This is a genomic window from Mitsuaria sp. GD03876 (genome assembly GCF_029840635.1).
Taxonomy (GTDB): domain Bacteria; phylum Pseudomonadota; class Gammaproteobacteria; order Burkholderiales; family Burkholderiaceae_C; genus Roseateles.
Genome location: NZ_JAOCCU010000002.1, coordinates 159,831 through 172,960, shown reverse-complemented (window position 1 = coordinate 172,960; position 13,130 = coordinate 159,831). Strand labels below are relative to the sequence as shown.

General features: G+C 71.9%; 11 protein-coding genes. 3 read left to right on the top strand and 8 right to left on the bottom strand.

Features of this window, described 5'->3' with window-relative positions:
• Positions 1 to 75: 75 nt before the first annotated feature.
• Positions 76 to 969: a LysR substrate-binding domain-containing protein gene (locus N5D62_RS02250; RefSeq protein ID WP_279755804.1), complete on the bottom strand. Its 894-nt coding sequence runs from the start codon at positions 967 to 969 to the stop codon at positions 76 to 78.
• 158 nt (positions 970 to 1,127) lie between these two features.
• Here N5D62_RS02250 and N5D62_RS02245 point away from each other — a divergent pair, with 158 nt between their 5' ends.
• Complete coding sequence (locus N5D62_RS02245; RefSeq protein WP_279755803.1) at positions 1,128 to 1,775, top strand: response regulator transcription factor; 648 nt, start codon at positions 1,128 to 1,130, stop codon at positions 1,773 to 1,775.
• 179 nt (positions 1,776 to 1,954) lie between these two features.
• Positions 1,955 to 2,452 (top strand): DUF4148 domain-containing protein, encoded by a 498-nt coding sequence (locus N5D62_RS02240; protein ID WP_279755802.1) that lies wholly within the window; start codon positions 1,955 to 1,957, stop codon positions 2,450 to 2,452.
• Positions 2,453 to 2,463: 11 nt separating this feature from the next.
• On the opposite strand, the gene N5D62_RS02235 is transcribed toward N5D62_RS02240, so the two are convergent.
• The 7 genes from N5D62_RS02235 to N5D62_RS02205 form a co-directional block, all read right to left on the bottom strand.
• Positions 2,464 to 3,342: an NAD(P)H-binding protein gene (locus tag N5D62_RS02235; protein WP_279755801.1), complete on the bottom strand. Its 879-nt coding sequence runs from the start codon at positions 3,340 to 3,342 to the stop codon at positions 2,464 to 2,466.
• A 62-nt stretch (positions 3,343 to 3,404) separates the two neighbouring features.
• Positions 3,405 to 4,301, bottom strand: a complete 897-nt coding sequence (locus N5D62_RS02230) for an AraC family transcriptional regulator (RefSeq protein ID WP_279755800.1) — start codon at positions 4,299 to 4,301, stop codon at positions 3,405 to 3,407.
• Positions 4,298 to 5,116: a platelet-activating factor acetylhydrolase IB subunit gene (locus N5D62_RS02225; RefSeq protein ID WP_279755799.1), complete on the bottom strand. Its 819-nt coding sequence runs from the start codon at positions 5,114 to 5,116 to the stop codon at positions 4,298 to 4,300. Before N5D62_RS02225 ends, N5D62_RS02230 begins: the two co-directional genes overlap by 4 nt.
• A gap of 109 nt (positions 5,117 to 5,225) precedes the next feature.
• Positions 5,226 to 8,009, bottom strand: a complete 2,784-nt coding sequence (locus N5D62_RS02220; RefSeq protein ID WP_279755798.1) for a CHAP domain-containing protein — start codon at positions 8,007 to 8,009, stop codon at positions 5,226 to 5,228.
• Positions 8,010 to 8,021: 12 nt separating this feature from the next.
• Positions 8,022 to 9,488, bottom strand: a complete 1,467-nt coding sequence (locus N5D62_RS02215) for a cell wall hydrolase (RefSeq protein ID WP_279755797.1) — start codon at positions 9,486 to 9,488, stop codon at positions 8,022 to 8,024.
• A complete protein-coding gene (locus N5D62_RS02210; RefSeq protein ID WP_279755796.1) occupies positions 9,485 to 10,834 on the bottom strand; it encodes a hypothetical protein in 1,350 nt (449 codons plus the stop codon). Before N5D62_RS02210 ends, N5D62_RS02215 begins: the two co-directional genes overlap by 4 nt.
• A gap of 152 nt (positions 10,835 to 10,986) precedes the next feature.
• Positions 10,987 to 11,883 carry a LysR family transcriptional regulator gene (locus N5D62_RS02205; RefSeq protein WP_279755793.1) on the bottom strand — a complete coding sequence of 299 codons (897 nt, stop codon included), beginning with the start codon at positions 11,881 to 11,883 and terminating at the stop codon, positions 10,987 to 10,989.
• A gap of 117 nt (positions 11,884 to 12,000) precedes the next feature.
• On the opposite strand from N5D62_RS02205, the gene N5D62_RS02200 reads away from it, so the two are divergent.
• Positions 12,001 to 13,128 carry a four-carbon acid sugar kinase family protein gene (locus tag N5D62_RS02200; RefSeq protein WP_279755792.1) on the top strand — a complete coding sequence of 376 codons (1,128 nt, stop codon included), beginning with the start codon at positions 12,001 to 12,003 and terminating at the stop codon, positions 13,126 to 13,128.
• Positions 13,129 to 13,130 lie beyond the last annotated feature (2 nt).

The window sequence follows — 13,130 nt, the reverse complement described above, 5'->3', positions numbered from 1 at the left end:
CTCCCCGATCGCCGCCCGCGCGGCATCCGACCTGGCGCCGATCGCGCCTGCCACTGAAGTCGTAGGACCGCGTGCTCAGACGCGCCGCAGGTGCTCGTGCCGCTCGAAGACGGTGACGACCCAGTCGATGAAGACCCGCACCTTCGCGCTGAGGTAGCGGTTCGGCGCGTACAGCACATGCACCGGGATCTCGTTCGGATGCCACGCGTCGAGCAGTGACACCAGTCGCCCGTCCAGCACCGCCGTGTCCACCGTGTAGCACGGCGCCTGGATCAGCCCCAGGCCGGCGAGCCCGGCGGCGAGATAGGCATTGGTGTCGTCGACGACGAGCGCGTGATCGAGCGTGAAGCGGTGCTCCACCTCGCCGAGGCTGAACCGGAACGGCTGCACCCGGCCGCCCGGGCCGCCGGCCAAGCCGACGGTCGGGTAGACGGGAATCTGCTCGGGCGAGGTCGGCGTGCCGTGTTCATCGAGGAAACCGGGCGTCGCGCAGGTCGCGAAGCGGAAGCCGCCGATGCGTCGTGCGACCAGGAACTGCTCGCTGACCTCGCCCGCGCGGATCACGCAGTCGACGCCTTCGGCCACCAGGTCGGTGCGGCGGTTGCCCACGCCCAGGTCGACCTTCACGTCCGGATAGGCGCGGTGGAACTCGCGCAACGCCGGCACCAGCACCATCGACGCGATCGCCGGCGGCGCGTCGACCTGGACCCGGCCAGCCGGCTTGGCGCTCGAATGCCGCGTCGAGGTCTCGATGTCGGCCAGGTCCGCCAGCAGGCGCACCACGCGCTCGTAGTAGGACGCGCCCTCCGGCGTCACCGTCACGGCGCGCGTCGTGCGGTGCAGCAGCAATACCTTGAGGTCCTGTTCCAGCGACTGGATCAGGCGCGTCACGCTGGCGTTGGGCAGCGCCAGCGACTCGGCGGCCTTGGTGAAGTTGCCGGCCTCGACGACGCGGACGAAGGCATTCATTGCAGCGATCCGATCCATGGGGGCCTCCGGGAAACGTGCGCGCGGGGCCTCCATTAGATCTTTGTCAGGACGACAAAAGCGCATTCGTCCGCACCCTCTTGGTGGGTCACGCCCCCCCTCCTAGAGTCGGCGCCATCGCACCGATCCGGAGACCCCCGATGACCGCCCGCCACGCGCCGCCCACGACGACGACCAGGACCCGCGTCCTGGTGAAGCACCCGGATCCCCTGCTGCGCGTGGGCATCGCCGCGGCGCTGTCGGCGCACGGCGGCATCGAGGTCTTCCAGGACGACCTCGACGAGCGGCTGCAGAGTCCGCCGATCGATGTCGTGATCTCGGACTACGCCGACGCGCTGCGCCTGGCGGCGCCCGGACAGCGCGCGCTGCAGCGGCTGGACGGCGTGCGGATCGTCGCGCTGACCACGCAGGGGCGGGAGGCCGACATCCGGGGCGCCATCGAGGCCGGCGTGCACGGCTACCTGCTGCTGGGCGGGCCGCTCACCGAGCTGGTCGAGGCGGTGACGGCGGCGGCGCGCGGCCAGCGCTACCTGGGCCTCGCCGTCGCCCAGCGGATGGCCGACAGCCTGACGCGCACGGCGCTGACCTCGCGCGAGACCGAGGTGCTGGCGCTCGTGGTCGCGGGCGAATCCAACAAGACGATCGCGCGGCGGCTGGACATCGAGCTCGGCACGGTGAAGTCCCACATGGGGGCGATCATGGGCAAGCTCGGCGCGACCTCGCGCACGCACGCGGCCGCGATCGCGCTGGCGCGCGGCCTGGTGGGCGCGTCGGCCACGATCGCCTAGCCGCGCGCGCCGCGGGCATCGCGGGCATCGCGAGGCACCGGTTTGTATGCGCGTGTGTCACGGGCCGCGCGCCATACAGGGTCATGCCGAAGGACCGGGACGGTGACAAAGCCCAGATACCTGGGCCGGATGAAATTCAGTCCACACCAACCCCGCTTCACCTTCCTTAGGAGCCCACCATGACCAAGTCCTTCTCTTCCGCCCTGTTCACCGCCACGTTCGTAGCCGCCGCCCTCGCCGCCGTCGCGCAACCCGCCGCCGCGCAGACGGCCGAAGTCACCCGCGCCCAGGTCGTCGCCGAGCTGGTCCGTGCCCGCGATGCCGGCGAACTCGTCTACTGGAACGACGGCGTGCAGTTCTCGCTGGCCGCCAACACCGGCACGCCCCGGACCCGCGCCGAGGTGCTGGCCGAGCTGGCCGAGGCGCGCGCCAGCGGCGAGCTGCTGCGCTCGCAGCGCGACAACTACGAGCCGCCCGTGACCGCCGGCTCGCCCAAGACCCGCGCGCAGGTCAAGGCCGAGACCGCCGAGGCGGGCCGCCTGGGCCTGCTGGCCAACCGCGGCGACAAGGGTCCCGTCATCGCGACGCCGGAGCAGCTGGCGCGCATCGAAGCCGCGGGTCTGCGCGCCAACGGCGACGCGATGGCGGCGGCCGACGCGAAGCAGTCGACGCTCTGAAGCCGCGCCGCTCAGCGCGGCGTGACGACGGGCCGGAGCGCGTCGACCAGCGTGGTCGAGCCGCGCCGGACCTCGGCGGGACCCGGCTCGACGTCGATGAGCCCTCCCCGGCGGTGCGCGTCGTAGACGCCGACCAGCAGCCGGGCGGTGCTGGCGCTCATGACGCGGCCGAGGGCCGCCATCCGTTCGCCGCGCGGGATCTCCCGCGCGGCGACCGTGCGCCCGAGCAGTTGTCCCAGGGCCTCGGCCACGTCCGCCGCGCTGTGCCGCCTCGGCCCCTCCGCATGGACGACTCGCGCGCCGTCCCGATGCCGCGGTCGGAGCAGGAGTTCCGCGGCGATCGCGCCGACGTCCCCCGCCGACACGGTGGGGAACGCCCGCTCCACCGGCGCATGGAAACTCGGCAGCACGCCGGTGGCCACGGCCACGGGCAGCAGCCCCCGCCAGCCCTCCATGTGCTCCGCCGAACGCAGGAGCACCAGGTCCGTCGCCAGCCCGCGCAGGCGCTGCTCGAAGTGGCGGAACACGCTGGGCATGCCGATGTCCTCCTCGACGTGCGCGCCGTAGTCGGAGATCGCGAGCACGCGCTCGGGACGCGTCCGCTCGAGCGCGGCCACCAGGCTGTCGATGGAGCGGTGCATGTCGGCGACCGCGTCGTCGGCCAGGGGCCGCGGCGGCAGGATGACCTGCACGGTCCGCGCGCCCGCGAGCGCCCGGGCGAGCGCCTCCGCGTCCTGCAGGTCGGCCAGCGCGACTTCGCAGCCGACGGCCTTCAACGGGCCGGCCTTGGCGTCGTTCCGAAGGACGGCCCTCACCGGCGCGCCGGCCTCGATCAATGCCAGCGACGTGGCGTGACCCACCTTGCCGGCGGCTCCAACGATGGCGAACATGCTGCGTATCCCAAAGTGAAAACGCCGAGGATGCGAGGCCGGGCGCCCGCCGTCGCGCAGGATCAGTCCGGCGGTTGCAGCTTCGGACGGATGTGATCGGATCGCCGCCGCACCTCGCCCGGCGTGTGGCCCAGGAGGCGCCGCATCGTGTGGCTCATGTGGCTCTGATGCGAGAAGCCGGCAGCGAGCGCGACCTCGCTGGCCGCCATGCCGGTCGTGGCCAGCAACGCGCGGGCGTGCTCGACGCGGCGCCGGATCACGTACTGGTGCACCGGCAGCCCGGTGCTGTTGCGGAACAGGGTCTTCAGCCGCGTGCCGCTCACGCCGGCCTGCGCCGCGAGCTCGGCCAGGCGGAGTGGCCGGTCGAGGTGGTGGTCGATGAACTCGGTCAGGGCACGCAACTGGCGTTGCGTGAACCGAGGGCCGTCCGCCAGCGCGGCCGGCGGTGTCCCTTCCCGGCCGGCGTCGATCAGCCGGATGGCCAGGGCATGGGCGAGCAGGTCGACGTAGAGCGGGTCGGACGGCGTGTCGGCGTCCAGCTCCGCCTTGATCGCCCAGGCGATCGCTTCCACCCGGTCGTCGCGCCATTGGAGCCTGGGTCGCAAGGTCGCATCGCCCACGGGTCGCCCGAGTTCCTCCGCGACCTCCCCGAGCAGCGCGGGCGCCACGCTCAGTTGCAGGATCCGGCACTCGGCGTCGTCCTCCCAGGAGCCGGTCGTGCCGGCGGGAACGAGGTCGATGTCGCCATGCCGCTGCACGCGCCGCAGACGCACGCCGTCGCAGGCGCACACGGCATTGACCGGCGCGCCCAGGTGCAGGCCCAGCCGATGCCTGTCGCTGGCCGGCGCCTGGAAGCGCCCCGGCGACACCTGCAGCACGTGGGCCTGCAACGCACGCCAGTCCCTGCCCGCGCTGGTCGACAGGATGCGCGGCGCGGGCGACGACGAGGCCGAGGTCATGGCTTGGATGCGTCGAGCAGCTTCGCCAGCGTCGGCTGCATCGCCTGCGCCCACTGGCGGTAGCCGCGCTCGCTCAGGTGCAGCCCGTCGGGCATGACCTCGGGCGACAGCGTGCCGTCGGCGTTCATCAGCGACGCGCCGATGTCCAGGAAGTGGACGCGCTCGCCGTCGGCGTGCACGCGGATCTGCTGGTTGACCTCGGCGTTGACCGCGCGCATCGCGTCGTCCGCCTTGAAGCCGCGCGGGAAGATCGCCAGCAGCAGCACCTTGGCGCCGGGCAGGCGCTGGCGCAGGTCCTGCAACACGTTGAGCACGCCAGCCTCCGTCTTGCGCGGCTCGTCATGCCGGTCGCCGGTGTTGTTGGTGCCGATCATCAGCACCACGACCCGCGGCGCGATGCCGTCGATCTCGCCTTGCTTCAGGCGCCAGCGCACGTTCTCGGTCTTATCGCCGGCGAAGCCCAGGTTGAGCGCGTCGTAACCGGCGAAGGCCTCGTCCCAGACGGGCTTGCCGACGTTCTCCCATCCCTGCGTGATCGAGTCGCCGAGGAACACGACCTTCGGCGAACGGCCGGACTCGCGCATCGCGCGGACCTCGGCCAGCTTCGCCTCATGACGCGGCTGCCACCAGGGCGCCTTGGCCGGGTCCTGCGGCTCCGGCATCACCGAGGCCATCCGGCAGTCCTGGCAGGGAGTCGTGGCCACGGCGGGCGTGGCCGCCGTCAGGGCCGCGGCGGACAGCGCCAGCGTGAACGCCGGGACGCGCGACAGCATCGACGGCAGGCGCGAGGACTTCTTCTCGATCGTGGGCTTCATCGTGATTCCGGAGTCGCGGGCCTTCAGGCGAGTTCATCCGCCAAGCGCCTGGGGCGACCGCAGTGAAGGGGTCTTGGCGCGCGGAGCCTACCTCAGGCGCGATCCGGGTTCAGCACAGGCTGCTGATCCTCCACGTCGACAGGCATACGCGCGTGCCGCCGAACTGGTTGCCGCCCAGCATCCTGAAGGTTCCGCGCGCCGTGTCGACGTCGAACACGAAACCGACGTGATGGCTCTTGTCGTCGCCGTTCACGTCGACGACGACCACGTCGCCCTTCTGCAGGGTCCTGGTGGCGCCGTTCACGGTGACCTGCCAGGTGTCGGCGGCCGCGGCCGACGTGCCGGCGGGCCGCGTCCAGCCCAGCCAGTTGCGGGCGGTCTGCGGCGTGCCCGGCAGCAGGATGCCGTTGCTGAGCGTGGCCGGCACCGGCGGCGGCCCCGCCACCGCGGCGGTGGTGATCTTGACCTCCGACGCGCTCGGCGGCACCGTCGCATGGCGGTGCTTGAGCACCCAGCTGACGAAGGCGCCGCACCACGCGGTGTCGTCGCCGCTGTCGCCCAACCCCGCCTCCGCGGCATCCAGGTACTCGCAGATCCGCGGGTTGCTGGTGGCGCGGTTGGTGCCCTTGAGCTCGGTCTGGCCCAGCTCGCCCAGCGCCACGTCGATCCAGGTCGCGCCGGACTGGCGGGGCAGCGGCGCCATGCTGGTGTTGAGCATCTCGGCGCGCAAGGTGTCGTCGATGCTGTCGAGCTGCGCCGGGTTCGTGTCCGCGAGCTCCACGGGGCTTGGCTTCGCGCCGGACTTGACGCGGTAGAGCACCGTCAACGCGCGCAGCTCATCGGTGAAGCGTGTTTCGTTGGGGGGAATGCGGCCGGGGAAGTTCAGTTGATGGCACAGGTTGGCGCCGAGCGCCGGCGCCGCGTCGAAGAGCCGCAGCCGCTGGGCATTGCTGGCGGGCAAGGCGCCGTTGACCGGCCCGGCCTGCACCGGCGGACGGCCCATCAGCCGCGTGTAGCTGGCCAGGGTGAGGTGCTCGGCGCCGGTGGCCTTGAGGATCTCGGCCCGGGTCGCCGCGTCGAAGCCGCCGGTGGACGGCTCGATGCGCAGCTTCTGCTTGACCGACTGCAACTCGCGGGCGGTCAACTGTTCCTCGAAGTCGCCGACCGCGCCTTCGTTGTCGGCGAGTCCGCCTGGCCGGGCCGCCACGACGGCGACCGGCCCGCCCGAGGCCACGGCGGCGCTGCCCGCCGCGGCCAGCATCGGCAGCGTCATCGTGCCCGCGCCCTTGGCCGCGTCCTTGGCCGCGTCGCGCACCTCGCCCGCGTTGCGCATCCGGACCCAGCGGGCCAGCGTGTCGAACAGGACCGGCGCGCCCAGCGAGATGAACAGCGCGGAGATCAACAACCCGACCGGCCAGCTCAGGATCGACCACGGGTCGAAGACCAGGGTCATGCCGCCCACTCCCAATCGCGGCTGAGGCGGCAGGACCTCGCTGCCGCAGACCAGGTTCGACCATTGGCCCTTGCTGGCGGCTGCCTGATCGTCGCGCACCGTGCAGAACTGCTGGCGGCGGTTGGCTCCCGTATGCCCCACCGGCAGCCGGTTGAGCAGGTCCTGCTCGCGCAACACGCATTCCTGCATGTTCGCGCTGCTCGCGGTGACCCGGCCGGCGCAGCGCGCGAAGGCCTCCGGATCCAGCTTGAACAGCCGGCGCAGCCCGCCCTGCTGCTCGTTGGCGCGCAGCAGCGTCACCAGCGCCGACTTGCTTTCCTCCAGCGCCACGCCGGCCTCCAGCATCACGCGCCGGGTGTCGATGTTGTTGCTGGTCGTGCTGGCGGCACGGACCCAGGCCGACACGTGGGACAGGCAGGTGTAGGCCTTGCGCAGCTTGTCGGGGACGTTGTCGCCCTCGTCGATGCGATTCACCGCCTTCTCGATCCCCGGCAGCAGCGCCGGCAGGAGACCGACCCAGGTGTCGGCATTGGAGACGTAGCGCCCTTCGTTCTCCACGGCCGCCTCGCTCCTGGGCACCCCTTCGCAGACCACGTCGGCATCCGACACGTAGTAGCCAAACCGCGCGATGGCCTTGTCCTTGTAGTACGCCTCGCTGATGCGCGCGTTGGCGTCGACCAGCCGCGCCACGGCACGCGTCGCCGGGTCCAGCGCCTTGTCCTGCGAGGCCGGCGCCGGCGCCGCCTTGTCCTGGCCCTCACGCGTCTGGAGCACCAGCTCGGCCAGGTTGCCGAATCCCTGGCGCAACTCGTTGTCCGAGCCCAGGGTGTTGACCATGTTGTGCGTGTCCACGTTCAACGCCGCGCACAGCCCGATCGCGATCCACAGCCCCACCAGGCTGCTGTTGCGCTTGTACCAACCGGAGGCGCGGTCACCGATGTCGGAGAACCACAGCGCGATCGCGGTCTCGAAGGCCGGCCAGTTGCTCTCGGCCGCGGGAATCAGCGCGCGCAGGCCGTTCAGATAGGCAAACTTCTCCGGGTTCTTGCTGGCGTTCACCCCCTTGAGCAGCGAATCCATGAAGGCCAGCGGCGACAGCGGTTCGGTGGACGGTGCCTTCCCCGACGGATTGAGCGTCATCAGCAGCGCGCGCACGAAGGTGTCCGGGGGTACGGCCGACGGACCGGTGGCGCGCGAGAACCAGCCCGCCGGCTTCGACGCGTCGTTCTTGGTCAGGGCCAGCAGCAGCGGATTGGCCAGCACGTCCTTCTTCAGCGTGGCGTCGTTCCCGCAGGCCTGCAGCAGCAGCTCGTGCATGTTGCGCACCCGGCCGCGGAAGACGCCCCCGTGCAGGCTTTCCTGCAGTTTCATCAGCAGGAGCGCCATCGCGAGGTAGACCAGCACCAGGCCGATCACCACCTCCATCAGCAGCTTTTCCATCGTCGGGCTCCCTCACCGGATGTTGTTGTAGAACTCGTGCCGCCCGATGACGGCGCAGGGATGCTTGTCCAGCAGCCAGTCCGGACGCAGCGCGCTCGGCAAGGTGGTGGCGACGTAGTGCCGGGCGCCGAGCGTCGGATCGGGCACCGTGCCGTCGCGCGAGGGCTGGGACAGCGCGAACGTGGCCACGTCGAGCGCGGTCTTGAAGTTCTCGTCCTGGGACAGCGCGGGATCCAGCCGCAGCATCTGCGCGCGATTCGGATCGTTGGCGTTCCAGCAGCTGAACTGCGAGGGGTCGAGGCAGACCTGGCTCACCGTGCGGCAGCCGCGATAGCCGGAGCGCCAGCGGTTGAGGATCACGCGGCCCACCGCGTACATGCCGGCCTCGCCTTCGCCGCGCGCCTCGCCCCAGAGCGTGCGCGCGAGCACGAGCTGCTCGTCGGCATCGGCGGGATCCTCGGCCGCCTTGCCCGCCAGCGGCGCGGCCATCGCCATCGACGGCGGCCGCTCCGGCCAGTCCGCCGCCGTCACCGTGGCCGGATCCGTCCGCGTGAACGGCTTGACGCAGTACCACGCCAGCGCCGGCTGGACGCGCGCCATCACGGCATTGGCGTCGGCCGCGCGGCCGCTCTCGATCGCGCCCACGTGCATGCCGAACAGCCGGTCGCCGGCCGACCAGATCGCGCCGCCGCTGTCGCCGCCCTGGGTCGAGCCCGAGGTGGCATAGCTGATGCCGTCCTTGAGGAAGTAGTCCACGGCGTCCTGCCCGTCGGTGCCGACCTCGCCCGACCAGGGCGCGCACAAGCGGCCCTCGAGCGGCCCGTCCACGCGGCGCAGCGACACCGGCATGCCCTCGCGCGCGTCGTCGCTGAGCCCGGTGGGCAACCAGCCCGCGTCCATCGCGATCAGTTCCTGCAAGGCGGCCCCGCTCACCTCGATCAGGGCGGCGTCGAGCTCGGTGGGCAGGCAGCCGGGGCCCAGCGCCGGCTGCCATTCGCGCAGATAGGCCTCCAGCGACGCGATGCCGGGCAGGCCGATGCGCACGGCGTCTCCGTAGCGCGAAGCGCTGTCCGGCGCCACCACGTGGCCGCAGGTGAGCAGGAAACAGCGCTCCGGGTTCAGCCGGTCGCGCACCAGCGCGGTGGCGGTGCCGTCCTCGCGCGTGCGGCGCAGCGTCAGCCGCGGCGGCAGGCGCTGCGCCCGCGCGGGAGCCTGCCGCACCGGCACGAGCCGCAGCCCCAGCCAGTCGGCGGGCAGGTCGCGCGCGCCGACGCCGTCCCTGAGCGCCACCTCCAGCGCGGCGCCATGGCCCGCCTCGTTCCCGGGCACCAGCCGCAGCGCGGTCACCGCCTCGCGGCAGAGCCAGTCCGGCGCCGCCACCGGCAGGCCGTGCCAGCGCCGGGCGAGCACCTCGCTGGCCGCGGCGAAGCGGCGCTCCGCCCACGAGCGATCCCGTTCGTGCCGGATGCCGTGGCTCATTTCGAGTTCCCCGATCCGGAGGACGGCGACGCACTGGTGGCCGCGGCGTCCGTGGCCTTCTTCAGCGAGTTGGTGAACTCGGCGAGGTCGCCGTCGCCGCACCCCATGCCGGACGCGACGGCCTTGGCCAGGCGCACGCGCTCGTCGTGCCCTCCCATCCAGCTCGCCAGGTTGGCCGTGGCGGCCTTCAACCTCGGTCTAGGCCCGGTCCAGAAGGCCGTCATCGCGTCGCGCGAGTCCTGCGTCAGGTCCGCGAGATTGGCCGGGGTCGGCGCCCAGTCCTCGCGTCGGGCGGCGCCGGATTCCTTCTTGATGCGATTGACGAGCTTGCGCTCGGAGTCGATGCCCGACTCGAAGGCCTGCGCGATCTGGGTCGCCACGCTGGTGGGCGACTGCAGCGCCGGCGTGCGCTCGTTGAGGCCCTGGACGAGCGCACGCTCGATGGCGATGCGCTGCCAGCGCAGCCGGTCTCCCGCGTCGTGGAGTTGCTGCCTGAGCTTCTGCGCCGCGGCGAGCTGCTCCTCGGCCCGCGTGATCAGGCCGTCGGTCTCGAGGAGGAAGTCGGCGCTGGGATTCTTCTGCGCCTTCGGGGCGCTGTTCAGGCCCATGGCCTCCATCCGCCGTCGATCCGTGTCGGTGCGGCCCGTGGGGCCGGACTTCCGGGCGGCGAGCTGCGTCCCGATCAAGACCCGGTCGCGCTGCTCGGTGAACACCCGCAGGTTCCAGGTCAACTGGTTGATCCGCTGGCCCAGGGAGTCCTCGGCGGGATTGAGCAGCGGCCAGTCGGTCCAAGGCGCGCGCAGCTGACGGTCGTCGGGCTGGACCTCGGACTTCAGGTACAGGTCGGCGTCGAACAGCGTCATCGCGCAGGCCATGCGCGCCGCCGTCTTCACGTAGAGCTGGTCGCGATCCGGGATGCCGGAGTTCAGGAAGCCGTAGCTCGCCACCGCGAGCGCGGCCACGTCCATCGCGCTCCATTCCGGGTGGCGGATCTTCTTCTGGATGAAGTACGCCCCCAGCGGCCAGAGCATCGCGTTGTAGGCGGAATTGATGTTGGTGTGAGCGGCGGCCTGCCCGATCAGCGCGCGGCGGCGCACGTCCGTTTCCCACAGCGCGCGGCCCAGGCCGCCGTAGAAGGCATCGATGTCGTCCTGGAGCGGCTGGCATTCCAGCTGGGTCTCGCCGGCCGACTTGCACGGCGCGTTGCCCGTGCCCTCGTTCTTCAGCGGAAAGCGCCGGTCCGCCTGCTGCGTCTGGATCGGGGCCAGGATCGTGCAACCGGTCGCCAGGCCGAGGCTCAGCGCGGCCAGCCATCGAGTTCTCAAGCGGAGAGCAGCGTCGATCACGGTTCCTCCCGGTCGGATCGCGCCATTAGTTCACGCGCGGGCAAATCGCGCTCCTCGCGCGTCATCAACTCTGATGACGCCGCCGTCCGTTCGTGGGAAAGGGTCAGGTCATGCGCGGCGGTGACGGCGCGTCATGCCCCTGCGTGGGGCGCTCAGCGCGATGCCAGCGCGGCGGCCCTCGACTTCAGCCACGCCAGCACCGCGTCGAAGGTCTCGCCGTCGACGTCCGACTCCGGCGCCATCAGCACGTAGCGCGAGCCGTCGGCGACGAAGCCCCGCGGCGCGACCAGCAAGCCGTTGTCGATGTCGTCGGCCACCAGCGCGACCGGGCCGATCGCGAGGCCCGCGCCGGCGGCCGCGGCCTGCAGGCTCAGGTAGAAGTGCTCGAAGCGGACCTCGCGCGCGGGCCGCAGCGCCGTCCCGGTCGCCTGCGCCCACTGCGTCCACGCCGCCGGCCGGGTGGCGGCGTGCAGCAGCACCGCCGCCTCGTCGCCCCGCTCGGCCCACGCGGCGGCCACCTCGGGCCGGCAGACGGGACCGACGCGTTCGTCGAGGAAGGGCTCGGCCCGCAGTCCCTCGGCGATCGGGAAATCGGCGCGGCGGATCGCCAGGTCGATGCCCTCGCGCGCGAAAGGCACCGCGCCGCCGGCGGACACGAAGCGCAGTTCCCGCTCCGGTCCCAGGGCAGCCTGCAGGTCGCCCAGCCGCGGGATCAGCCATCGGATCAGGAAGGTGGGCTCGCACGACAGCACCAGCGGCCGCTCCGGTCCCGCGGCGCGACGCGCGCGGGTCAAGGCGTCCCGCAGCCGGTCCAGCGCGTCGGCGATCTCCTCGGCGAGATGGCGCGCCGTCGGCGTCGGCACCACCGAGCGGTTGCGCCGGTGAAACAGCGGGAAGCCCAGCGTGCCCTCCAACTCCCGCACGGCGCGGCTGACCGCGCCGTCGGTCAGGTGCAACTCCCGCGCCGCCTTGGACACGCTGCCGTGCCGCACCGTCGCCTCGAAGGCGCGCAGCGCGGGCATCGGGGGGAGATGGGGAAATCCGTTCATCGGTCGCCGCTCCTTGTCGATTGATTTCTGCTCAATCGTTTTTGGAAGATTAATCGATAGTCCATTCAGAGCGCTTCCCGCAAAGTCTCGCCAACGATTGACACACGGGAAATCATCTTGATCACCATCCTGGCCGACGACCTCACCAGCGCGCTGGACGGCGCGGCGCCGTTCGCGGCCCGGGGCCTGGCGAGCACCGTGGCCCTGCACGCCGACGCGGTCGGTCAATGCCAGGCGGAGGTGCTCGCCCTCGACCTGGACACGCGCTCGCTGCTGCCGGAGGAAGCGAGACGCCGCTTCCTGCATGCGGCCATGCGGATGCGTCGATCGACGCTCGTCTACAAGACCGTCGACTCGACCCTGCGCGGCCATCCCGGCGCGGAAACGGCGGCGGTGCTCGCCGGCTCCGGGCGCGTGCATGCCGTGATCGCGCCGGCGTTCCCGGCGGCGGGTCGGACGACGTCGCAGGGTCGTCAGTTCGTCGATGGCCAGCCGGTGCACCTCACCGCGTTCGCTCGCGATCCGCTGACGCCGGTGCGGTCGAGCCGCGTCGTGGACGCGATGCGCGGCGCGGAGCCCGGCAGCTACACCATCCACGACGCCGCCACCGACGGCGACCTGGACGCGCTGGTCGCCCGCGTGGGAACGTTGGCCGAGGTGCTGTGGGTCGGATCGCCGGGACTCGCCGGCGCGCTGGCGCGGGCCCTCCCCGATCGCCGGCACGTGGCGGGGACGATGCCATGGACCCCGGCACGCCGCGTGCTCGTCGTGGTCGGCAGCCTGCATCCGGCGAACGACGCGCAGCTCGCGGCGCTGGGCGGCGCGGGCGTCCCGCTGGTGCCCTTGTCGCTGGAGGCGGACAGCGCCGACCGCGACCGGACCTCGGGCCGATTGCGACAAGCCTTCGCGACGCACCCGGTGGTGGCCCTGGTGTCGCCGAGGGCGGCCGGATCCGATCCCGCATGGCCGAAGGCCCTGGCGTTGCGCGCGGGCCTGATCGCGCGTCGCAACGCGGACTGCTTCGACGGCCTGGTCGTGACCGGCGGCGACACCGCGCGCCGCGTCGTGGACCAGCTCGACGCGGCCACGCTGGACCTCGCCGGCGAGGTCGAGGCCGGCGTGCCCTTCGGCGTGCTGCACCTGCCCGGTCGATCGATCCCCTTCGCCACCAAGGCCGGCGGATTCGGATTGCCATCCACCCTGCTGCGCTGCGTCGATCGCCTGCGTGGCCGCTTTGAAGTCTGAGG